Raw genomic sequence first — 24,921 nt, 5'->3', positions numbered from 1 at the left:
CAGGCCTGAATGAAGCTGGGATGGCGTCGACGGAGCGGTCATCGGGTGGGGAGCAAACGGTTGTGCCGCCTGTTCCTTCCTCTCAAGGCTACGCGCGGACGATTATGCTGCAGGGTACGGCGTCCGATGTCGGCAAAAGCTTGCTGACAGCGGCATTGTGCCGCATCCTGCTGCAGGACGGCCACCGGGTGGCGCCGTTTAAGTCGCAAAATATGTCTCTGAACTCCTACGTGACGCCGGATGGCAAAGAGATCGGCCGGGCGCAGGGTATGCAGGCGGACGCTTGCCGGATCGCGGCGACGACGGATATGAATCCGATTTTGCTGAAGCCCAAGAAGGATATGGTGTCGCAGGTTGTTGTTCACGGCAAGCCGTACCGTGATCTTACCGCCCGCGCCTACCGGGAGAACTATTTGCCGGAGGCCGAGCTTGTTGTTAAGGAAGCGCTGCACCGGCTGCGCGGCACGGCAGATGTGGTTGTGATGGAAGGAGCCGGCAGCCCGGCCGAGGTTAATCTCAAAAACCGGGATATCGTCAACATGCGGCTGGCCGGCTGGGCGGATGCGCCGGTGCTGCTGATCGCGGATATTGACCGAGGCGGAGTGTTTGCTTCGCTGGTCGGCACGCTGGATATTTTGACGGACGAGGAACGGGCGCGGGTCAAAGGGTTTATCATCAATAAATTTCGCGGCGATGTGACCCTGCTGAAGCCGGGGCTGGATTGGCTGGAGGCGCGTACCGGCAAGCCGGTGCTTGGCGTCATTCCGTATTTGCCCAATCTGGGGCTGGAGGATGAGGATTCGGCATCGTTGGACCGCAAGCTGGCTGCTGGCGGAAGCGGGCGAGGCATCCAGTCAGCCGCAGACGACGAAACGGACGAGAACGCTGACAGAGGAGAAAACAAAGGCACGGGGAACAGCTCGGCTGCCAATTCGCCCGGCAGCTTGGCCCGGCATCAAGGCAAGCGGCTTGATGTGGTCGTCATTCGCCATCCGAGGCTGTCGAACTTCACGGATGTGGACCCGCTGCTGCAGGAGCCGGATGTCCGGCTGCGTTTTGTAACGAGCGCGGCTGAATTTGGCCGCCCTGACGCGGTTATTGTACCGGGCAGCAAAAATACGGTTGATGACCTGATCTGGCTGCGCGAGGCCGGTCTGGACCGCGCGATTTTGCAGCTGGCCGCCGATGGCGGCTGGGTGGTCGGCATTTGCGCAGGCTATCAGATGCTGGGCCGGAGGCTGCTTGACCCGGAGCTGGTGGAAGCCGACCGGCCGGAGCTGGCCGGGCTTGGCTTGCTGCCGACGGAAACCGTATTTGCGGCGGAAAAACGGACAGTTCGTGTCGAAGGGACTACGACGCTGTATGCGGCTCCGGGTGAGTCGTACCCGATTGCCGGCTATGAAATTCATATGGGCCGAACGTTGATGCTGGAGCAAGCGGAGCCTGCCTTCAAGCTGTGGCCGGAGGAAGCGAACGGGCTCACCAGCAGTGAGCGTGAAACAGGCGCGCTCGCCGCCAGCGAGCGTTCAGTCCGGAAGCCGTTCAGCCTGGACGGCGTTGTGACGGCGGGCGGGCGCGTCTGGGGCACGTATTTGCACGGCGTGCTGCACAATGACGATTTCCGTCGGGCGTTTCTGAACGAGCTGAGGGTGGCGAAGGGCTGGGAGCCGCTCCCGGCGGAGCTTCGTTTTCAGGAGCAGCGGGAGGCGGCGTTCGATCGGCTGGCGGAGCATGTGCGCAGCAGCTTGGATATGTCGCGGTTGTATGAGATGATAAGGTAAACTGAATGCTACCGGAGGGGGAGATCAAGAGATGCGAATTTATACCCGAACCGGCGATGCCGGGCAGACAGGCGTAATCGGCGGTCGTGTAGACAAGGACGATGACCGTGTTGAGGCGTATGGGACGACGGATGAGCTGAATTGCTTTGTCGGACAGGCGATGGGTTTTTTGGACCCGGAGCGGGACGCGGATTTGCTTGCCGATTTGCTGGAAATTCAGCATGAAATATTTGACTGCGGGTCTGATCTGGCGTTGCTCAAGCAGGAGCTGCGGCCGTATAAGGTCAAGGCCGAGATGGTCGACCGGCTGGAGGCCTGGATTGATAAATACGATGCGGAGACGCCGGATATTAAACGGTTTATTTTGCCGGGCGGCAGTCAGGCTTCTTCGGCGCTTCATGTGTGCCGGACCGTATGCCGCCGGGCGGAGCGGCGCGTGGTGACGCTGGCTCGGACGCAGCCGATTAATGAAGAGGTTCGGCGGTATTTGAACCGGCTGTCGGATTTGTTTTTCACCTTGGCCCGGACGGCGAATCATCGCGCAGGCGTGCCGGATGTGGAATATGTGCGGAGCGCTGAGGTGTTTCGCAGAAAAACATGACAACCTACTATAAACCGCTGGAGTATGTCGTGCCGCTGGAAGACGCTGGTATGGTGCTGCGTTCCGTGCTGCAGAAGCGAATGGGGCTGTCGCGCAAGCTCATTTCCCGCCTGAAGCTGACGGAGCAAGGCATTACGGTCAACGGCGAGCGCCAATATATTGACCTTGTGCTGCAGGCAGGCGACCGGGTAGCGGCGCGGATGGCGGAGGAGGATTCGGAGGATATACTGCCTCAGCCGATGCCGCTGCATATTTTGTATGAGGACGAAGAGCTGCTGGTGCTGGACAAGCAGGCCGGTATTATCGTACACCCGACACATGGGCACTACACGGGCACGTTGGCGAATGGGGTCGTTCATTATTGGAAGGAGCAGGGGGCCAGCTTCCGATTCAGGCCGATTCATCGGCTTGATCAGGAAACCTCAGGTGCGCTCGCTATCGCCAAGAACCCTTATGTTCATCAGCAAATTTCGGAGCAAATGCAAGCAAACGGCCTCAAAAAGGAATATATCGCCCTCGTTCACGGCCGGGTAACGCAGGAGGAAGGCACGATTGATGCGCCGATTGACCGCGACCCGGATGCGCCGCATGTACGGATCGTGACGGAGAGCGGCTACAGGGCGGTCACGCACTTTCGCGTAGAGCAGCGGTTCGAAGCTGCGACGCTTGTCCGGCTCCGGCTGGAAACGGGGCGCACCCATCAGATTCGCGTGCATATGAAGCATTTGGGCCATCCGCTTGTCGGCGACCGGATGTACGGCTTGCCAGAGGCCGACAACGGCCTGATCGACAGGCAGGCGCTGCATGCCGCGACGCTTGGCTTGACGCATCCGATTCTCCGAAAGTGGATGGAATTCGACGCCCCGGTTCCGGCAGATATGCTGGAATGCGCGCGCAGGCTGGAGCGGGGGACAGATTAGGGAACGGACTCGGCCTGCCGCTGCTTGCGCTCGCGTACAACTGCAGCGGCGGTTATGCCGGTTCATCAAACGCAGGCAGCCCGGACCCGGTCCGGAACGGCTTGCGTTTTTTTTCGTACAAGAAACGTTGGCATTCACCAGGTCGGGGGTCAAACGATGCCTAGGCTCGATTTCGCGGAGCGCAGCCACCTACTTGCTTCCCTGCAGCATGCCCATATATTCCTTCAACGCGACGGCCAGGTTATCGAGTGCCGACGCTTGCGGCGTCCAGAGCCGGGTGAGCGACTGCGGCTGCCCGCCGCGGCTTGTCCGGTAGTCGGTCGGGTAAGGCGTAACTTGTACCTCCTGGGCGGCAAAATGTTGGACAGCCCGGGCCATATGGAAGGCCGAGGTGATCAGAATCGGGCGGCTCAGTTGATGTCGCTGTAAGATTTCGTGCGTCAGCCGGGCATTTTCCTGCGTGCTGCGGCTTTGGTCGTCGAGCAAAATATGCGTCTCCGGAACGCCCAGCTCAAGCAGCATCCGTTTGGACAGCTGCGCTTCATTGCCGGAGGCCGCGTACACTTCACCGCCGGAAAATACGATGGGCAGCGGCTTGCTCTTGTACAGCTGAACCGCAGCGACGACTCGCTGCAGCGTCGTACCGGACAGCTGTCCTTCCCCCGCGGGATGAGGCACTCCGGCCAGGGAGCCGCCGCCAAGCACTACATAGGAATCGCCTTCAAGCATCGCAGGAGCTGGAGGGGCGTAACGGTCCTCCAGCCGACTGATGACTGCATCCGCAACCAGCGGAATCGAGCAGGCATACAACAGGAGGGCAGCCAAGCCAGCGAGCAGTCCGGTCCGGCGGCTAACGCGGAGGAACATAAATCCCGCCAGCAGCGCCAACAGCAGGATGAGCAGTCCGGGCGGCAGCAGGAAGCTGTACATAGCTTTTAATACATAAATCATGGCAGGCTCCTTTTCTGACGCGCAGATCCAGCGGGTGGGTTTCCATTCCTATCCATTATGGCAAGGGCAAGGACAAGTTTCAACCTCCGGGTCGGAGCGGAGCGGGGGCGTTTGCAGCGTACGGAGCTTCCTCGTTATAATGAGGGAGTGCATTTATAGCTGAGGCTACTCATATAGCCGAAAATTATTGTGGAAAAGGAATGAGCAAGGTGAGCGAATCGACTGGAACATTGACCATTTATGAATACCCGCCCTGCGGAACATGTCGCAGCTCCGTCAAATGGCTGCAAACCGCGGGCTGGGAGCTGGAGCGTATTCATATTAAGGAAACGCCGCCCAGCGTGCAGGTGCTGGAGCAATTGATTCCGCTGAGCGGTCTCGATATCAAGAAGTGGTTCAACACGTCCGGCGAGGTGTACAAGGAGCTGCAGCTCAAGGACAAGCTGGCCGGGATGTCGCAGCAGGAAAAAATCGGGCTGCTCGCTGCACATGGCATGCTGATCAAACGCCCGATTGTAACCGATGGGCGGCAGGTGACGCTTGGCTTTAAGCCGGAGGCGTATGAGGCGGCATGGAGCCGCTAAGGAAGGGGGTGCGGAGGGAAGGTGCAGCAGCAACCGAAACGTAACAAACAAGGCCCGCTTTGGTACATCGGAGCCGCCGTCATGTTTTTGCTGACACAGCTCAAGACGCTGCTGCCGCTGCTCAAGCTAAGCAAGGTCGGAGGGCCGATTGTGACGATGGCTTTGTCCGTAGGGGCCTATGCGATCTTGTTCCCGTGGCAGTTCGCGGTCGGAGTTGTGCTATTGATCTTCGTCCATGAAATGGGGCATGTATGGGCGGCGAAGCGGAAAGGCTTGCCGGTGAGCGCACCGGTGTTTATTCCGTTCCTGGGCGCGTTGATTACGATGAAGCGTCATCCGCGTGACGCCGCTACGGAAGCTTATGTGGCGATGGGCGGCCCGCTTGTCGGCGCGATTGGCGCAGCTGTTGTTTTTGCAGCTGCCTATTTGCTGGATAGCGGGCTGTTGTACAGCTTGGCTTATACCGGTTTTTTTCTCAACCTGCTGAATTTGCTGCCGATCCATCCGCTGGATGGCGGACGTATTGCTACGGCAGTTACCCGCTGGCTTTGGCTGGTGGGGCTCATTGGCGGACTGGTCGTCATTGTTCTGCTCCAAAGCTGGCTGCTGGCGATTATATGGGCCATGTTTGCGTATGATTTGTACGTGAAATATGTGAAAAATCGGAAACACGGCAAGCCGGGCGAGCTTCGGCAGGTTGCTCTGACCTTTATGGCGCCCGCCGAGCCGCTGCTGGAGCAAGGCATCATGATTCCGGGTCCTGAGCATAAACGCGAGCTGAGTTTTGCCACGTATTCCGAGCTGGAGGATGAAACGCAGCGTGTGGAGCTTTACTGGGATACACTGCAGTTTCACGGGACGGTGCCGATGGTGCAGCAGAGCCTCATTCATCGTGCCTATGCGACAGGGGTCGAGAAGGTGCAGAAGGAAGACGGCTTGCAGCTGGCGATCCATTGCAAGGTCGAGTATTCGCCGTATGAAAATGATGTGTATTACGACGTTTCGCCTGCCACGAGATGGAGATTCGGAATTGGCTACCTTTCGCTGGCAGCGGCGCTGCTGCTAATGATGTTTGCTGTTCATGAGCTGTCCGGCGTTGGTTTTTTGGGCCGTTAATGATTGATCAGGCTTAGCATTGACGGCATGTACGAAGGTTGGCCGGACGTGGCAGGACCGGTGCGATAAAAGGCACGCCAGGACCGGTGCGAAAAGGCGAAGCAGGCAGGAGCAAGAGCAAATACGGCAAAACAGGCGTGAGCGAAGTGCCCGGAGCCCTTGAAGTAAAGGAAGCGGAGCCGCACAGGGAATGTAGCCCTGCGACCGTCCGAGCTACAAGCGACGCTTGGCAGCAAGCAAGAGGAGAGAGCTATTGTATGAAACGTTGGGAGTCCAAACGGCTGGCCGAACTTGGTTCGGCCATTTTTTCTGAAGTTGCGCAGTGGAAGCAGGAGGCGATTGCGCAAGGCGTCGATGTGATCGACCTGGGCATTGGCAGTCCTGACCGGGGGCCGTCGGCGCGGGTTCGGGAAGCGCTTAGCGCGTCAGCACTCGACCCGATGCAGTACGGATATCCGGGGACGGTCGGCACGCCGGAGTTTCGCCAGACGGTCGCCGCCTGGTACAAGCACCGGTTTGACGTTACGCTGGACCCGGAGACGGAGGTTGTGGCGCTGATGGGCTCGCAGGACGGGCTGGCGCATTTGGCATTAGCCGTCACCGATCCGGGGGATATCGCGCTGGTGCCTGATCCGGGGTACCCGATTTATGCAGCCAGCCTTGTCTTGGCCGGGGTGGAGCCGTACCTTATCCCGCTCCGGGAAGCGAATGATTATTTGCCTCAGCTGGATCAAATTCCGGCGTCAGTGCTGCAGAAGGCGAAGTTTATGCTGTTAAATTATCCGAGCAACCCGCTTTCCGCAGTAGCGACGCTGCCGTTTTTTGAACGGCTTGTCGATTTCGCCCGTCAGCATGGGCTGCTGCTTGTGCATGATGTCGCTTATTCGGAAATGGCCTTTGACGGTTTTCGACCCCCCAGTATTCTTGAGGTCGAAGGAGCCCGTGAGGTTGCCGTCGAATTTCACTCGCTGTCCAAAAGCTTCAACATGGCAGGCTGCCGAATTGCGTATATGGTCGGTCAGCCGGATGTGGTGCGGGCTTTGCGGACTTTGAAATCCAACATTGATTACGGAGTTTTTCTGGCCGTACAACGCGCCGGAATCGAAGCGATGAAGGAAGATATGGAGCCGGGCAGCCAGTCCGTAGCAGCCCTGTATGAGCGGCGGCGCGATCTTGTGATTGACGGACTGCGCGAGCTAGGTTGGGAAATTCGCAAGCCTAAGGCTTCTATGTTTATTTGGGCGCCGATTCCGCCGGGCTGGACATCTCGACAAATTTCCCGGGAAATGCTGGTTAACGCCGGTGTTGTCGTTATTCCGGGCGACGCATTCGGCCAGGAGGGCGAAGGATATGTCAGAATTGCGCTTGTACAGGAGGAAGCGCGACTGCTGGAAGCGGTGCGGCGCATCGGCGCTTTTTTGAACGCGATTCGTCAAGACAAGGCTGTTCGCGAGCAGGGCTGAGCCCGACTGAAGCAGGATGAAAGACTGTTCATTGTTCACGCAACCGGGCGGTCACTTCGTCTGGTTGCTGTTGTTTTGCGGGGAAAGCAGGAAGACAGGAGGTGTGAACGGTGGAACTCCGTTATAAATACACGGGGGACGAGCAGCAGGCGGCTGTCTACGATACCGAGGAGCTGTATGGCGAGCGGGGCAAGTTTCGCTTGCTGCAATTTGCCGATGGGGACGTGCAAGGAGCGCTGGATTTGGAGCAGCCTGAGCGGATTGTGCTGGAATACCCCAGAGCGCTGCTGCATTTGATGGCTGTGCATACGCCGGCGTTTGAGGATGTTTTTATTATCGGACATGGGACGGGAACGATGGCCCGCCATCTGGCGGGGAAGCAGTGCAAGGTAGCGGAGGTGAGCGAGCAGGTTGTGGAAATCAGCCGCAGCTGGTTTGGGTACAGCCTCGACAATGTCGTGATCGGCGACGGACGTACTGTGCTGACAGGCGAGAAGCCTCAAGCCTACGATTATATCGTGGTCGATGCATTTACCGAGCAAGGCACGCCGCGTTCGCTGCTGTCGACTGAATTTTTCACGCTAACCCGTGACAAGCTGCAGCCAGGAGGGGCGGTACTGATGAATGTGATGGGCAAAGGCGAGCACGACCCGCGCATTCATGCCTTGCTGACGACCTTGGGCGAATCCTATGCCTATGTCCGGCCATTTTCCCTGCCTGCTGCCGGAGCCGTCGACGTTCGCAACATTGTAATCATGGCCAGTGACAAGCCGATTGCTTACCAAGCCAGACGTATGGCGGGCTTTCGCGAAATGGAGCCGGGAGTCGGCTACGTCATCCGTGATTAGCCGGCTGCAGGACGATGGTTTCATTTATCTGGTAAGGTCCGGGGCAGTGCAGTCAAATTTCGCGAAGAGTCCAGCATTGCGTGCCGACCCCACATTCTGGGAAAGGTCGGAGGGGCTGCGATCTGTGGTATACTGAACTAAAAAAATGTTTGGAGCGATACCTGCTATGGAAACTTTCTCACCTGTCGATGCTGCGGCAGTCTCCCGGAACAATGTGCTGCTTGTGGATGGCATGGCCTTGCTGTTCCGCGGGTTTTATGCCAATTCGTATGGCGGCTTTATCCGCAAAACGAGTGCCGGCGTGCCAACGAACGCGATATTCGGCTTCGTCAAATATTTGCTTGATGCGATCAGGACGTTTAAGCCGACACATGTCATCTGCTGTTGGGATTTGGGCAGCCAGACGTTTCGTACGGAGAAATTCGCCGGTTATAAAGCGAATCGCCCGGATGCTCCGGCTGAGCTGATCCCGCAATTTGAGCTGGTGAAGGAAGTCGTGTCCAGCTTCGACATTCCAAATGTCGGTGTTCCGGGTTATGAGGCGGATGACTGTATTGGCACGTTGTCCCGCAAATTTGGGGCTCAGCTGGATATGAACGTCCATGTGCTGACAGGCGACCATGATATGCTGCAGCTGGTCACCGAGCGTGTGAAGGTCATCATTATGAAAAAAGGCGCGTCCAACTACGCGGTGTACGACCCGGAAACGCTGCTCGCGGAGAAGCAATTGACGGCTGCGCAGTTCATTGATCTGAAGGGCTTGATCGGCGACACAAGCGACAACTATCCGGGTGTGAAAGGAATTGGCGAGAAAACGGCGGTCAAGCTGCTGCTGGAGCACGGCTCCATCGACGGCATTATTGCCAATCTGGAGCTGCTGACAAAATCCGTTCAGGCCAAAATTACGGCTGATCTGGACATGCTGCACCTGTGCCGGGAGCTGGCGACCATTTCTTGCGAAGCGCCGGTGGATTGTGCGGTAGAGGACAGCTTGTGGCGGCCTGATGCCCGCAAGGTGCATGAGAAGTTCACGGAGCTGGAGTTTAACAGTCTGGTGAAGGAAATTGAGCGGCTGACAGCCGTATCGTAGCGGGGCAACTCGCAGCAGCAAGGCCAACCCGCCGGATGTGGATTGGCCTTGCTGCTGCTGGCTGTGAATTACTTGCGCATTTCGAAAAACTCGCAGGCTGTGCGTGAATGATACGTCAAATCGCTGACGCCGGACTGCACGACGACGGTCTCGTCGCTGAATCGGATGATCAGTCCTCCGTAATCAATTACATGATCGTCCTGGAATACGCGGATGCGTCGCTGGCGGTCCAGCGCTTCCTGAAAGTCCTGATCGGTGATCAGACGTCGATTTTGGGCCAAAGGGTACAGCTCCTTTACAGATTGTTAGGGGCACATTGTCTTGTAGCGGAACGCTCATCGTTAAAAAGTGTACCTGATGAAGCCTTGGCAGGCAATGCCGGCGTTTCGTGACCTGCTTCCCGAGGCAATTGTCGCTGTCGGGGAAGGGGCTGGATGTTTACCGGCAGGTTATTTTGTCTGTTGCGGATTGCCGTAATCCGGAAGCTCGTGGAAAATGGGCGGGCAGCTGCTCCGACGGGTAGTCGACAAGGCGATGGCAATGTATAATGTGGGCAAACGGATAGATGGTGACAAGCTCGCTCCGGCGGCCGTCATCGTGCTGAGCCGTGTTACGCTGAGGAGGAACCAACTGCTTATGGAACAACGTTATGTGAAGGAAACCCGCTGCTACAAGACAAACCGTGTATTCCCTACGGATGTGAACAATCACAACACGTTGTTCGGCGGCAAGCTGATGGCTTATATTGATGATATCGCGTCGATTGCGGCTTACAAGCACTGCCGGTGCAGCGTCGTTACGGCCTCGACCGACTCGGTTGACTTTCTGACGCCGATTAGGCCTACGGATTCGGTCTGTTTCGAGTCGTTTGTAACCTGGACGGGGCGCAGTTCGATGGAGGTATTTGTGAAGGTGATTAAGGAGGACCTGCGCACCGGGGAACGGGATATTGCCGCTACGTCTTTTCTGACCTTTGTTGCGCTGGACGAGCAAAATCGTCCGGTTACGGTGCCGAATGTTGTGCCGGAGACAGCGGAAGAAATTCGGTTGTATGAAACGGCGGAGCACCGCGCGGAGATGCGCAGACAGCGACGCGAGCAGAGCAAGAAATTTGCCGACGTGCTGACGACCAAGTTTGCTTGGGAGTAGCGTGATTTCATTATTTACAGGTTTGGTTGTTTTGCGGATTGTTGCCCTGACCCTGGAGGTTAGGGCTTTTTTTGTGTCCACCTATGTCCGCTGGGAATAATTCCGAACCAGAGATGAAGCGATTGACTTTGTGGCTCCATATCAATTTTCGCAAACCCAAAAAATGGTTAGGATGCCGCAAGGTGAAAAAGCAGTTAAACTGACCTCAAAAATAATTCCCTCCAACCGGCTGGTGCACTGGATAGTTGCGAAACATGTTAGGATTAGGTACGATAGCGCTATCAGACAGCGGTTCCTTCTCTGGTTAAAGCAGGAGAGCTAAACAAAGTGTAGGAGCATCGTGTATGTTTACGAACCTGAAGTACCTCAAGCTGAAGAAAATGCTTCTTCCTATTCTGCTTTTTATTTTTGTTGCATCAGCCATTCCTGTTCTCTATTTGAAAGGAAACAATCCGGACGCGCCTAAACCTACAAACGGCGTGCTGGATTTGTCGGAATGGAATTTCGTGAATGACAGGCCAAGTCTGGCCGGAGAATGGGAGTTTTATTGGGGAAACCTGTATACATACAGCGAGCTTCAGACCAGTGGGGCTCCTCCCAAACAAATTGTTTATGTACCAAAAACATGGGATGCCTACGAGCAGGATGGAAAAGAGCTCCCGGGATTAGGCTATGCGACCTACAAGCTCAAGATTATCGTAAGGGATGCAGAGCAGTCACTCAGCTTGCGTCTGAATAACATTGCGACAGCCTATCGGCTATTTGCCAACGATATAGAGCTTGCAACTAATGGAACGGTCGGAACGGAACGCAAAAGCACTGTGCCTGGATACCAATCGAGGACGATTACCTTTAAGCCTCCTTCGAAGGAATTTTCTCTTGTTCTTCAGGTTTCTAATTTCAGCTACGCACGCGGCGGCGTATGGTACGATATCGGTATAGGAACACCGGAGCAGATGGACAATTTAGATCGCATGAACATCTATAAGGATGCCATCCTGATTGGCAGCCTGTTGATTATGGCTATGCATTATACAGGCTTCTTCAGTGTTATGCGAAAGGATAGAAGCAGCCGGTATTTAATGTTGCTATGCATGATTTTTATTGTAAGAATCTCTCTGTTTGGAGACAGTTTTATTGTCAGGCTCTTTCCGGATCTCCCTTTTGAGTTTCTTGTTTTTCTAACCTATGTGGATATGTACTGGATTCCGGTTGTTCTTTTTCTCATGATCGTCAGCCTATATCCCAAGAATATACCACCATTCGCCAACAAAGCTGTTGTGATCTATGGGATAGCGGAGTCGCTTATTACTGCTGTACTACCCATGCAAATCTATACGAAATTTTCCCCAGTGATAACAGCAATCGGGGCCATGTTAGTTTGCTGGTTAATCATTATTGCTTTAGGGGCGTATATGCGGGCTGAAAAAGGGGCGCTGCTTGTTCTCGTTACTCTTTTTGGCATATTGGCAACCATTGTGCATGATAGTTTGTATCATGCGTCTATCATTCATAATTCTTTTGGAGAATTGATGTCTGTTGGTATTTTTCAGTTGCTGTTTGTGTGTTCCTTTATTTCTGCCAGACGGTTTGCTGATGCTTATGAGCGGGCCAATCAGCTGACCCTTCATTTGGGAGAGGCATTGAAGAAAGAAAAGGAAGCGACAGACGAACTGGTCAAAACGGAGATGGCTTTCTTAAAAGCACAGATTAAGCCCCATTTTCTATACAATTCGCTGAGCGTCATCACGGCTCTCAGTACCAAGAATCCGCAGCGGACTAAATCACTATTGTACGACTTGTCGGATTATTTAAGAGGCAGCTTCAATTTTGAAAACTATGACGGCATGACACCAATTGAGAGTGAGCTATCCACCGTCAGAGCCTATCTTTCTATTGAGAAGGTTCGTTTCCAAGGGAAGCTGAACGTGGAATATGATATCGATGAGTCTATTACAATCTCGGTTCCTCTGCTTACAATCCAGCCTTTGGTGGAGAACGCGATACGCCATGGCATTATGAAGAGATCGGAGAGCGGAACCGTCAGGATCAGTGTGCAGAGAGGCGAAACATGTACGGTGATTTCAGTACAAGACGACGGCGAGGGCATTCAGGATTGGAAGCTATCGAAAATACTTGGCGAGCCTGCGTCCACATCCGGAGTCGGACTCAAAAATATTCAGCGTCGCCTGATTCTGTATTATGGACAGGGTTTGGACATCCAAAGAATGGAGTGTAAAGGAACAAGGGTCACGATGAGAATACCCGATTAAGGAGATCGAGCATGCTGCGAACGATACTGGTGGATGATGAGCCTATTATTTTGAACGAATTAAGAGAGTTGCTGGAAAACCAGCAACTCATGATCGTGGGCGTTTACACCGACCCTCTGGATGCCTTGCAGGAGCTGTCGGAGACGAATCCGGACTGTGCGTTTTTGGATATTGAGATGCCTAACATGACCGGCATTGAACTGGCAGAGCGGCTCGTCTCCGCCAATCCGGCGCTGGAGGTCATCTTTGTGACGGCTTATAATCATTATGCGTCCGAAGCCTTTAATGTCGGTGCCGTCGATTATCTGCTCAAGCCTATACGGCCGGAGAGGATCATGAAAGCCATCGACAAGCTGCGACGAAATCGAAGCGTAGAGCAGCCATATCGACCACGCGCTTGCTCAATTCGGTGCTTCGGCTCTTTTGAAGTTCTTATGGATGGAAAACCCGTGAAATGGGGACGCTCGAAGTCGAAGGAGTTTCTGGCTTATATGCTTCAGTATGAGGGGAAATGGGTGTCGAAGTACAGGCTCTGTGAGGAGCAGTGGTTCGGGTATGAGCCGGAGCAAGCACTTGCTTACCTCCAAACTTCCGTCTACAGATTACGGAAAAATCTCAGTGAGGCCGGCTGTACGCAACTAGAGATTGCCTATTCTGGCGACCGATATATTTTAAGGGTCAAAGAAGCTGATTGGGATGTGCGTGCATTTAAAGAAGCGTTTGAGGCTTTTAGCCAAACACGCTCCTCTAGAGCCGCTCAACAAGCGATAAGCCTTTACCGCGGCGAATATCTGGAGGGTGAGGACTGGCTGTGGTCTGACATCCCCCGCGAGCATTATATTCACCAATATGAAAAATTGCTGAAAGAAAAGGAGGCGAATGACCAAATAAGCGGCTCAGTTACAGAGAAATTTACAAATATTTCGAAAAAAAGCACGAAAGACAGCGAATAAACGCTGTTTTTCGTGCTTTTTTGCTAGAGTTTTGCTAGTGCGGCTCGATAAAATAGTCATGTGTGCCCACAAATTTGAGCGCCAAGAGTTTCAACCATTTGCGCTGCGAATAGTTTTTATGAGGAAGGTGTGCTAGGAAGATGAATGTTTTTCGATGGAAGTCCGTTTCACAAGCTCTTATAACAGCGCTTCTTCTTTCTTCAATGCCCAGTATCAACGTAAGTGCAAGTTCATCAGTATACTTTACTGAAGCCTCAAATGCAGGATTTCCAACCATGCCTCTAGCGGGAAGAGTAATAGTAGGAGATTTTGATGGGGATGGAGACACTGATGTTTTGTATCAGACAGGTGCGGCAGGCACGGCTATTAAATATGCAAGAAGCAACGGAGACGGTACCTTTACGGAAATGGATCAATCAAGCTCGCCATTCAGTGGTGTAACAATCACTGATTTATTGACGGCGAATACATCCGTTGCAGATTTTGATGGGGACGGTTATGAGGATGTATGGATACGATCGAATAACTCCAAAGGGATTTATTTTAAAAACAATGGCAATGGAACATTCAGCAATGTCTCAAGTCCAGGATTTCCAACCATGCCTCTAGCGGGAAGAGTAGTGGTAGGAGATTTTGATGGGGATGGAGACACTGATGTTTTGTATCAGACAGGTGCGGCAGGCACGGCTATTAAATATGCAAGAAGCAACGGAGACGGCACCTTTACGGAAATGGATCAATCAAGCTCGCCATTCAGTGGTGTGACAATCACTAATTTATTGACGGCGAATACATCCGTTGCAGATTTTGATGGGGACGGTTATGAGGATGTATGGATAAGAGCGAATGCCACCAAAGGGATTTATTTTAAAAACAATGGGAATGGAACGTTTAACAATATCCCGAGTCCAGGATTTCCAATCACACCTTTAGCGGGAAGAGTAGTCGTAGGAGATTTTGATACGGATGGGGACGCTGATGTTTTGTATCAGACAGGTGCGGCAGACACGGCTATTAAATATGCCAGAAGCAATGGAGACGGTACCTTTACAGATATGGATCAATCAAGCTCGCTATTCAGTGGTATTACAATTGCTAATTTATTGACGGCTGATACATCCGTTGCAGATTTTGATGGAGATACTGATCAAGACTTATGGATAAGATCAAATTCGAGCAACGGGATATATTTGAAGCAAAATATTAGTCCGCCTTTCCTTATATCGACGACACCGGCAAATCATGCAAATGCTGTATGGCCAACATCAAATATTGAGCTTACTTTTACAGAAAGCGTAACGAAAGGTACTGGAAAGATATATATTATCAACTCTTCTAGTAATACGGTTATCGAGCAAATCGATGTAGCTAGCTCCCAAGTAAGCGGCTCGGGTGCGAATTGGACAATCGATCCCTCTGTTACGTTTGCCAGCGGAGAAAGCTACGCAGTATATACGGATAAAGGTATTTTTAAAGACAATGACGGTATGATCTTTTCTGGAATTCAAAAAAACAAGAAATTGAAGTTTACGATAAATGCAGCGGCTTCTGACACCACGGCCCCTGTACTCTCTGACTTTGGCAGCAGCAATGTAACGCTTACGACCGCCACGTTGAGCGCTACAAGCAACGAGGCGGGTACGATTTATTATGTTGTTACGACTAGCTCGACGGCGCCGTCGGCTGCGCAAGTTATGGCAGGACAAGATCATGCAGGAGCAGCGGCCTTTAAATCGGGAAGCGGAGCGGCAACAGCGAATAATGCCGTACACGTTAATGTGACGGAACTTTACGCAGGGACGCAGTATTATGTTTATTTTGCCGCGATGGATGGGAGCAATAATACGAGTGGCGTTGGCAGTATCAGCTTTACGACATTAATCGACAACTCTCCGTGGATCTACTATTTGACCAGTGACGGAGATAGTACTACAAACGGTTCTGAGGACGCTTTTATGCGAATCAAGCCAGACGGCTCCAACGAATTTAAGATTGCAGGAAATGTCGCAAAGATGCCCTCAGATTTAACCTTGGATATTGCAGGCGAGAAAGCTTATTTCTTGGCGGGCGATACAACTGTAAACGGGGATAGAGCGGTAAAAGCTGTGGATTTAACAAGCGGGGGCGTTACTACGATCAAAACGCTGAGTCAAACTCCGGCTTTTGCCGGTATTCAATATGATCCTTCGAGCGGATATATCTATTATTTGACCAGCGACGGAAACAGCGCTACAAACAGTTCAGAGGACGCTTTATGGAGAATTAAGCCCGATGGCTCAAGCGAATCCAAGATCGCAGGCAGCGTCTCTAAGATTCCCGGAGATCTGACCTTGGATATTGCAGGGGGGAAAGCCTATTTGATGTCGGGCGATTCAACCGTGAACGGGGATAGAGCGATCAAATCCGTGGACTTAACAAGCGGAGCCGTTACCACTGTCAAAACATTGAGCCAAACACCGGCTCATGCAGGTATTCAATATGATCCTTCGAGCGGATATATCTATTATTTGACTAGCGACGGGAATGGCAATACAAACAGTACAGAGGACGCGTTATGGCGAATGAAGCCCGACGGCTCGGATGAATTCAAGATTGCAGGAAGTCTCGCAAAGATTCCCGGAGATTTAACTTTAGATATTGCAGCTGGAAAAGTTTACTTCTTCACAGACGAAACAGGTACTGTGGATAGAGCGATCAAATCGATTGACTTAACGACCTATGCCGTTTCTACTGTCAAAGCATTGAGTCAACAGCCAGCTTTTTCAGGTATGGTTATGGCGGGGAATCAGGCCCTTCAATTTGATCCCGTATTGTCCAGTCCATCGAATAATGAAAGTAACGTGGACCCAAGCTTCAATATATCCTTAACATTCAACCAAAAAGTTCTCAAGGGAGTGCCGGGTTATTTTACAATCAAAGATGTAACTGCGGGAACGACCATACAAACCGTAGCCAACAGTAGCGCTCAAATTACAGGATGGGGGACAGATACTTTAGCTATTGATCCACTCAGTCCCCTTCCTGGCGGACATACCATTTCCATCCAGTGGGAAAATGGTATTGTTCAAGATTACTACAACAGCTTTATTCAAGCGAATGCGTCCAATGCGACATACGCTTTTACTACATCGGGGACAGCGCAAAATGCCGCACCGACCGTGAGCGTCTATGAGCCGGCGGACGATGAGACGGGCGTGGATGTGAACAGTAACCTTGTGCTGACATTCAGCGAGAACGTAACAGCGGTGGCGGGCAAAAACATCGTTATCAAATCTGCATTCGACAATAGAGCGGTGGAGACGATCACCGCAACGGATACAACGAAAGTCAGCGTATCCGGCGCGACGGTGACAATTAATCCGTCGACGACCTTGTTATACAGCAGCGATTATTATGTACAGATTGATGCGGGAGCGTTTATAGATTCGAATAACGTGGACTATGCGGGAATCGCGGATCAGACAACATGGAGCTTTCAAACGGAAATCAGGACAGAGGTCACGGCTGCTAATTCCACAGCATTAAACGAATACCTTGCGAACAGCTATATTGACACGATCAATTTGGTAAGCGGAACAACCTATCAGTATGATGGCGGAACGATTACGCGCGATCTTACCGTTAACGGAAACGGCGCGACGATTCAGGCAGGAGCCGGAGTTGACGATACGATCGTACGGAGCGACGATCTAACGGTCAACAGCTCGGCGCTTCCCAACTATTCCGGCAAGACGTTCTTGAGGGTGGAGGGCACGGGCAGCAAGCTCATTTTGAACAACACCATACTGGAGAACGGAACAAACCCAATCTTTACGGTCATCAACATCAAGACGGGTGGCTCGTTGAGTCTGAATGGCGTGACGATTAAAGGATTCCATAACAACGCGACACTAGGTAACAATTTAAGCTTCGGCGTCCATGCGGAGCCGGGAGCGGTATCGACGACGATTGAGAATAGCGTCTTTGCCAGCAGCAACGCCTTCCGCAATGCCGTCGCCATACGAAATGGCGGAATTCAAATCAGTGGCAACACCTTTGAAGGCACGGATTATCCGGAGCGTCTGCGGCAATCGGACGGCTACGAATACGCCATCTACATCTATGGCGGCAACGGAACGGTTACGCAAAACACGATCAGCGGCTATGACAGCACGACGCAGCAAGGATATGCAAGTGCGGGGATATCGGTGATCGGCTTTTACAGCACCAATGTAACGATAACGAATAATGCGCTCTCGTATAACCAAAGCGGCATCGATGTGACGCGGACGTGGACGCCGTGGACCTCGAATTTGACGATGATTGTCAACGGATCGTCGTTGACGGATTCGGACAGCGCCTACGTGATAGGGGAAGCCATTAAGGCGGCGAATACGCAAGAAACTGTGGCAGTATCCCTGAATCAGGGCGACGAAGTGGAGCTGACCAATTCGAACAGCCAGGTCTATTACGCTGTCTTTGGAGGATATCGCTCGCCGTATTTGACGACGAGCGACCTGACTGGCACTTCAGTCAAGATCCATTTCCCGACAGGCGCGGCGAATACGGATGTGCTTAATGCGGCTGAAGCAGTCGGGTTGGAGCAACAGATGGATAATGAAACCGCATGGACAGCAGTTACGCCAACCTGGACGGGCGTTCCGACAACGGTAACGCTGAATCTGCAGGCGGACCATACGTACCGCTTCAGAGCAAAGCTGACGCATAAGAGCCACGTGGATGGGGGCGATCCGATTGCGCGGACGCTGATCACGTACTCCAGCCCTGTCTCGCTTACGACAAGTGCCCCCCCCATCTTCTCGGGTGTCGGCAGCAGCGGAATAACTCAAACGACCGTAACGGTAAGCGCGACGAGCGATGAAGATGCAACGATGTATTATATCGTTACGACAAGCTCAACGGCTCCATCGGCTGCGGAGGTTATGGCAGGACAAGATCACGCGGGAGCAGCGGCTTTTAAATCGGGAAGCGGAGCTGCAACGGCAAACTCGGCTAAAGATTTTAGCGTAACGGGACTTGCTGCCGGGACGCAATATTATGTTTATTTTGTCGCTAAAGATAGCGGCAATAACGTAAGCTCTGTAGGTAGTGCGACGTTCACAACGCAGGATGTCCCCGTCATGAGCGGGACGGTGACGATCAACGGCGCGGCGAAATTTGGTGAGACGCTGACGGCGAACCTGACCAGCGTGACCTATACGCCAGCGACGAATGGCGATCAACCGACGTACCAATGGAAGCGTGGCGGGATTGCGATTTCGGGAGCGACGAATGCGAGCTATACGCTGGTACAGGATGACCTCGGCGCGGTTATTACGGTGACCGTGACGGCTGACGGTACCCACGCGACCGGCGACGTGACGAGCTCAGGCACAGCTGCGGTGGCGAAGGCGGATGGACCAAATGCTCCAACGACGACGCTGTCCAGCAAAGCGACGACAAGCATCACGCTGACAGCTGTGACGGGTCAGGAGTACAGCAAGGACAACGGCGCGACCTGGCAGGACAGCGCAGCGTTCACGGGTTTGACGCCAGAAACGGACTACACGTTCGTGACACGGGTGAAGGAGACGGCGACGCATGCGGCATCGGCAGCGAGCGCGGGAGCGACGTTCACGACGGATGCTCTTCCCGTCATGGGCGGAACAGTGACGATCAACGGCACGGCGAAAGATGGCTCTGTGCTGACAGCGAATTTGATCGGCCTGACTTACGCGCCAGCGACGAATGGCGATCAACCGACGTACCAATGGAAGCGTGGCGGGATTGCGATTTCGGGAGCGACGAATGCGAGCTATACGCTGGCACAGGATGACCTCGGAGCGATTATCACGGTGACCGCGACAGCTGACGGTACCCACGCGACCGGTGACGTGACGAGCGCAGGTACGGCGGCGGTTGCGAAGGCGGATGGACCGTCGGCTCCAGGAGCGGCGACGCTGTCCAGCAAAGCGACGACAAGCATTACGCTGACCTCCGCAACGGGTCAGGAGTACAGCAAGGACAACGGCGCGACCTGGCAGGACAGCGCAGCGTTCACGGGTCTGACGCCAGGAACGGACTACACGTTCGTGACACGGGTGAAGGAGACGGCGACGCATGCGGCATCGGCAGCGAGCGCGGGAGCGACGTTCACGACAGATGCTCTTCCTGTCATGGGCGGGACGGTGACGATCAACGGCATGGCGAAATATGGCTCTGTGCTGACAGCGAATTTGATCGGTCTGACTTACGCGCCAGCGACGAATGATGATCAACCGACGTACCAATGGAAGCGCGGCGGGATTGCGATTTCGGGAGCGACGAATGCGAGCTACACGCTGGCACAGGCTGACCTCGGAGCGGTTATCACGGTGACGGTGACGGCTGACGGTACCCACGCGACCGGTGACGTGACGAGCGCAGGTACGGCGGCGGTTGCGAAGGCGGATGGACCGTCGGCTCCAGGAGCGGCGACGCTAGCCAGCAAAGCGACGACAAGCATTACGCTGACAGCTGTGGCGGGTCAGGAGTACAGCAAGGACAACGGCACGACCTGGCAGGACAGCGCAGCGTTCACGGGTCTGACGCCAGGAACGGACTACACGTTCGTGACACGGGTGAAGGAGACGGCGACGCATACGGCATCGGCAGCGAGCGCGGGAGCGACGTTCACGACGGATGTTGAATTGATTTATTCCATTGCATCGATTCAAGATCAAAATGCGGATGCACTAGAACAAGGCTACGCCAATGGTACGCAAGAAACCTTGACGATTTCTGTAACCAACTCAGGGACAGGCGCTTTAGAAAATTTGAGCGTCTCTCTCAACGGCACACATGATCAAGCTTTCGACATCACACAGCCGCTTGCGCCGACATTAAACAGTGGAGATCCAGCCACGACGTTTACGGTAAAAGCAAGAGACGGCTTGGAAGCGGGGACTTACACAGCAACCGTAACCATTTCCGCCGACAACATGACAAATGTGAGGTTTACAGTGATTCAAGTCGTTAACCTCCCTAATGCGCCTGCCAATCCGCAGAACTTAACGGCAGCGGCGGGAGATCGTGTCGTTGATCTGAGTTGGAATACGGTGACCGGAGCGACCTATTACCATGTTTATATGTCTCACGCGTCGAATCAGTATAGCAACATACCCGTGGCAACTGTGACAGATGTGACATATAAAATTCAAAATCTGCTCAACGGTCAAAAGTATTATTTCGTAGTGAAAGCGGGCAATCTTGGCGGCCTAGGCGGTGCATCAAATGAAGTGAACGCTATTCCTGCTACAGTGCCACAGGCGCCTACCCTTATTGCCGCAACAGCGGGGAACGGCAGTGCGACGATTACCTTCACGGCACCTTCGAATGATGGTGGAAATGTCATTACATCCTATGAAGTTTACGATGCTCAAAACAATCTGGTCGGAGCAGGGAATTCTAGCCCGATAACCATTGCAGGACTGACAAATGGAACCACCTACACGTTTACAGTGAAGGCCAGGAATGCTGTAGGAGGGAGCGATTCATCAGCATCCTCCAATGCTGTAACGCCAAGAGCGCCGTCAAACGATGATGGTGGCGGCAGCAGTACACCATCACAGCCGACAACACCATCACAGCCAGCATCCACAAGCACGGGCGTTGACGTTCTTGTGAATGGAAAGATTGAGAAGGCAGGGACGGCTACAACGGGTGAAGTAAATGGGCAGCAAGTCACCACTATCGTAGTCGATGAAGAGAAGTTGCGGCAGCGTCTGGATGCGGAAGGGATCGGGGCCATCATCACGATTCCGGTATCAACGAAGAGCCATGCCGTGATTGGCGAACTGAACGGACGCATGGTTAAGGATATGGAGAATCAGCAAGCTGTTGTTGAGATTCGTACCGAGAAAGCAACATATACTTTGCCTGCGCAACAGATCAACATTGATGCAATCTCGGAACGATTCGGAACCAATCTGGCCCTGCAGGACATCAAGGTGAAGATCGAGATTGCCGAAACCCAGGCGGCAATGGTTGGCGTCGTTGAAGATGCAGCGAATATAGGAGGCTTCTCGCTGGTCGTTCCTCCGCTCAACTTCAAGGTAAACGTAGTTTACGGGGAACGCACGGAGGAAGTTTCGAGATTTAACGCCTATGTTAAGCGCACGGTTGCCATTCCGGATGGCGTAGATCCAAATCGGATCACGACGGGAATCGTTGTGGAAACAGACGGTACGGTACGGCACGTTCCAACGAAGATTTCCAGGATTGATGGGAAGTACTATGCGGAAATCAATAGCTTGACCAACAGCACCTACTCGGTTGTATGGCATCCGCTCGTGTTTGAGGATGTGGCTAACCATTGGGCGAAGGATGCTGTCAACAACATGGGCTCGCGGATGGTCGTAAGCGGAACGGGCGATAAGCTTTTCAGTCCGGAGCTAGACATTACCCGAGCAGAGTTTGCGGCCATTATGGTTCGAGGCTTAGGCCTTCGACTAGAGAGCGGGGCGAGCATCTTTACAGATGTGAAGCAAACCGCTTGGTACAGCAGCGCGGTTCAGACAGCATACGAGTACGGGTTAATCAACGGCTTTGAGGATGGAAGCTTCCGTGCGAACGAAAAGATTACCCGTGAACAGGCGATGCTGATTGTGTCGAAAGCGATGAAGATGACGGGACTGAAAGGAACGAACGCTGATCAAGGCGTGAATCGTGTTCTCGATGCATTCTCTGATGTTGACAATGTTTCGAATTGGTCATTGAATGGAGTTACGGACAGCGTAAGTGCAGGAATCATCTCGGGTAGAAGCAATGAGCGTTTAGCGCCAAAAGCTTTTATTACAAGGGCAGAAGTGGCCATGATGATGCAGAGGCTGCTGCAAAAATCCGATTTGATTAACGAGTAACAACATTTAAGGAAAAACGGATATGCTCCCCTTTAGGTAGACAGGTGAAATAATAACCTGTATATCAAGGGGAGCTTTTTCATGTCCAACTTTAATGAGTATCGCGGGGAATAGAAATTAGCCATTCTGAAGGAGTATGAAATGACAAAGGAACGAATAACGACTTGGGAAGAGCGAATGGACATCGTCATGTTTTGCCTTTTGCAAAATCGAAACTATCAAAAAGCCGTAGAGAACAGCGGAAGAAATTCGGTTGTATGAAACGGTGGAGCACCGCGCGGAGATGACCAGGTCGCTGGTTTGTCTTTAATTTATAATAAATTCTTTATTATTTAATTTTAAGATAAAATTTACTTTATTTTACTGGAATTGTTTGGACTTATTTCAATTAATCTTGTATTTTATGTGTGGTTATATCATAAGAAGAGGTGGTATTTTTGTGAAGAGATTGGGTATGCTTTTGCTTTTTTTACTGATGGTCATTCCGGTTTCGCAAGGGCTGGCCTATTCGGGCGGTATGTTGGACGGAAAAACGTTGAAGCATGGTAATGCTAGCTGGACGGTTTCGGGTACAACCAAAGCGGTTACAGACAATAATAGCTCTTCAGGAACATCTGTTTCTAGCAACGGAAGTAACGTCATTTGGTTTGACTTTCCATCTTCAGTAACTATAAATGCTGTAAGACTACATGCTTCTGGTGCAGCTAGTGATCAACTGAAGCTCGTTTTACAAAAAAATCCGGGTAGTTCAAATGATTTGATCTTACCGCTCACCGCGACCCAATTAGATGGACGCAGTATTTCCTTTCAACAAGTAACGGGGGTGCGGAGGGCAGCTATTTGGAACACGGGATCAGGGAACGTTACGATTAACGAATTTGATGTATTCGGCTCCCAAGCGGATAATACGCCACCCAGCGTACCTTCTGGTTTGCAAGTAGCAGCGGGCAACGCCCAAGTGAACCTGACGTGGACAGCTAATCGGGATAGTGATCTGTCAGCGTATAACATATACCGGGACGGCGTTTATCTTGCTACGGTCAATGCGCCAGCTACGGCCTATCAAATCAGCGGTCTGACCAACGGTATAACGTACAAATTCCAGATTACCGCAGTAGATACTTGGCAGAACGAATCAGCCAGAAGCGGTGAAGTAGAGGCAACACCGATGGCGCCTGTTCCGAATGCCCCTGTTGGTCTGCAAGCAACAGCGGGCAATGCCCAAGTAAACCTGACATGGACGGCATCTGGAGACTCTAGCATTCAGGCTTATAAAATCTACAAGGATGGCGTCTACCTGGCGACGGTAAATAAACCATTAACGACGTACAAGGTTGAGGGCTTAACAAACGGAACTACGTATAAGTTTCAACTTACCGCGATTAATACAGCGCAAGCTGAATCGGCTAAAAGCAACCAGGTAACGGCAACGCCGGTCACTCCTGTCCCGGCAGCGCCGTTGCAATTAATCGGACAAGAAAACGCAGGGCACAGCTTGCTGACCTGGCAGTCGGCAGCCTACGCAACAGGCTATACCGTTAAGCGTTCATCAACCGCAGGAGGACCTTACAGCACGGTCTCGAATGTAACCTACGCGACGTATTTCACCGACACTTCGGTCATCGCGGGCAGCAGTTATTATTACGTGGTAGCTGCATTCAACCCAATGGGCGAAAGTGCCAATTCGAACGAAGCAGCTGTTACGATTTCCAACACACCGATTCTTGATATCGTCATTGCCGAGGAGAAGGTGAATGTAGGCCAGGAATTTACGGCCGAAGTGCAGCTGAGACATGTAACAGGCATTTACGCCGAGGACTTTACAGTCAGCTTTGACGCGACGAAATTCGATTATCTTGGCTTCGAGGAAGTACCGGGCCACAAGGTGTACAACAATCCGGTGAACCAGAACGGCGTGCTGCGGTTTATCGTGGCGAGCCAGGGACAAGCTTATGGCATTACAGGCGAAAAGACGTTTGTGAAGCTGAAGCTGAAAGCGAAAGCGGAGGGCGTCGGCAAGGTGGACGCGCTGAAATGCCGGATCGCCGATACGCAAAGCGAATTTGACTTGAACGACACGGATTGCCGCGAGGATTCGTTGCTCGTTGAAGGCTACCCTGACGTCAACCGTTCGGGCGAATACACGCTGCTGGACTTGGCAATTGAGGGCTACTACTACGGACAACTGGCCTCCAATACGCCAGCTCAATATAACACGGCTCAGGCCGGTACGGATCTGATCGCCGATGACGATCTGGTGCATATCGTGAATCAGATGCTGGCCAACGCGAACTACGCGCCGAATTTGTAAGA

General features: G+C 52.8%; 15 protein-coding genes. 13 read left to right on the top strand and 2 right to left on the bottom strand.

Features of this window, described 5'->3' with window-relative positions; all coding sequences use genetic code 11:
• The first annotated feature begins 104 nt into the window (after positions 1-104).
• Genes AC6ROY_RS01610 through AC6ROY_RS01600 form a run of 3 tightly spaced genes read left to right on the top strand, consistent with a single transcriptional unit; the run spans position 105 to position 3,302 of the window.
• Entirely contained in the window at positions 105-1,781 is a 1,677-nt protein-coding gene (locus AC6ROY_RS01610; protein ID WP_500098288.1) for a cobyric acid synthase, read from the top strand.
• A 31-nt stretch (positions 1,782-1,812) separates the two neighbouring features.
• A complete protein-coding gene (locus tag AC6ROY_RS01605) occupies positions 1,813-2,382 on the top strand; it encodes a cob(I)yrinic acid a,c-diamide adenosyltransferase (RefSeq protein ID WP_500098205.1) in 570 nt (189 codons plus the stop codon).
• Positions 2,379-3,302, top strand: a complete 924-nt coding sequence (locus AC6ROY_RS01600; protein ID WP_500098204.1) for an RluA family pseudouridine synthase — start codon at positions 2,379-2,381, stop codon at positions 3,300-3,302. The genes AC6ROY_RS01605 and AC6ROY_RS01600 overlap by 4 nt, the downstream gene beginning before the upstream one ends.
• Positions 3,303-3,491: 189 nt before the next feature.
• Here AC6ROY_RS01600 and AC6ROY_RS01595 read toward each other — a convergent pair whose 3' ends face one another.
• On the bottom strand, positions 3,492-4,253 hold the full coding sequence (locus AC6ROY_RS01595; protein WP_500098203.1) for a YdcF family protein: 762 nt from the start codon (positions 4,251-4,253) through the stop codon (positions 3,492-3,494).
• 209 nt (positions 4,254-4,462) lie between these two features.
• Between AC6ROY_RS01595 and AC6ROY_RS01590 the strand changes: the two genes are divergently transcribed.
• The 5 genes from AC6ROY_RS01590 (at position 4,463) to AC6ROY_RS01570 (ending at position 9,354) form a co-directional block, all read left to right on the top strand.
• A complete protein-coding gene (locus tag AC6ROY_RS01590; protein WP_500098202.1) occupies positions 4,463-4,837 on the top strand; it encodes an arsenate reductase family protein in 375 nt (124 codons plus the stop codon).
• A gap of 81 nt (positions 4,838-4,918) precedes the next feature.
• Complete coding sequence (locus tag AC6ROY_RS01585) at positions 4,919-5,953, top strand: site-2 protease family protein (RefSeq protein WP_500098201.1); 1,035 nt, start codon at positions 4,919-4,921, stop codon at positions 5,951-5,953.
• Between the two features lie 257 nt (positions 5,954-6,210).
• Positions 6,211-7,416, top strand: coding sequence for an aminotransferase class I/II-fold pyridoxal phosphate-dependent enzyme (locus tag AC6ROY_RS01580; RefSeq protein WP_500098200.1), 1,206 nt, complete (start codon positions 6,211-6,213; stop codon positions 7,414-7,416).
• Positions 7,417-7,526: 110 nt separating this feature from the next.
• Positions 7,527-8,264, top strand: a complete 738-nt coding sequence (locus AC6ROY_RS01575; protein WP_500098199.1) for a spermidine synthase — start codon at positions 7,527-7,529, stop codon at positions 8,262-8,264.
• A gap of 166 nt (positions 8,265-8,430) precedes the next feature.
• On the top strand, positions 8,431-9,354 hold the full coding sequence (locus tag AC6ROY_RS01570; RefSeq protein WP_500098198.1) for a 5'-3' exonuclease: 924 nt from the start codon (positions 8,431-8,433) through the stop codon (positions 9,352-9,354).
• Between the two features lie 68 nt (positions 9,355-9,422).
• On the opposite strand, the gene AC6ROY_RS01565 is transcribed toward AC6ROY_RS01570, so the two are convergent.
• Complete coding sequence (locus AC6ROY_RS01565) at positions 9,423-9,635, bottom strand: hypothetical protein (RefSeq protein WP_500098197.1); 213 nt, start codon at positions 9,633-9,635, stop codon at positions 9,423-9,425.
• Between the two features lie 355 nt (positions 9,636-9,990).
• Here AC6ROY_RS01565 and AC6ROY_RS01560 point away from each other — a divergent pair, with 355 nt between their 5' ends.
• The 5 genes from AC6ROY_RS01560 to AC6ROY_RS01540 all read left to right on the top strand — a co-directional run bounded on the left by AC6ROY_RS01560 (position 9,991) and on the right by AC6ROY_RS01540 (position 24,919).
• The gene (locus AC6ROY_RS01560) at positions 9,991-10,503 is read left to right on the top strand and encodes an acyl-CoA thioesterase (protein ID WP_500098196.1); all 513 of its coding nucleotides are present in this window, start codon (positions 9,991-9,993) and stop codon (positions 10,501-10,503) included.
• A gap of 344 nt (positions 10,504-10,847) precedes the next feature.
• Positions 10,848-12,776, top strand: a complete 1,929-nt coding sequence (locus AC6ROY_RS01555) for a sensor histidine kinase (protein ID WP_500098195.1) — start codon at positions 10,848-10,850, stop codon at positions 12,774-12,776.
• Between the two features lie 11 nt (positions 12,777-12,787).
• Complete coding sequence (locus tag AC6ROY_RS01550) at positions 12,788-13,729, top strand: response regulator (RefSeq protein WP_500098194.1); 942 nt, start codon at positions 12,788-12,790, stop codon at positions 13,727-13,729.
• A 140-nt stretch (positions 13,730-13,869) separates the two neighbouring features.
• The gene (locus tag AC6ROY_RS01545) at positions 13,870-22,608 is read left to right on the top strand and encodes an S-layer homology domain-containing protein (RefSeq protein ID WP_500098193.1); all 8,739 of its coding nucleotides are present in this window, start codon (positions 13,870-13,872) and stop codon (positions 22,606-22,608) included.
• Between the two features lie 403 nt (positions 22,609-23,011).
• Entirely contained in the window at positions 23,012-24,919 is a 1,908-nt protein-coding gene (locus tag AC6ROY_RS01540) for a fibronectin type III domain-containing protein (RefSeq protein ID WP_500098287.1), read from the top strand.
• The last annotated feature ends 2 nt before the right edge of the window (positions 24,920-24,921 follow it).

This window comes from Paenibacillus sp. sg306046 (assembly GCF_059821225.1).
The sequence above is the reverse complement of the archived record's forward strand: the minus strand, read 5'-3'. Positions and strand labels throughout refer to the sequence as shown.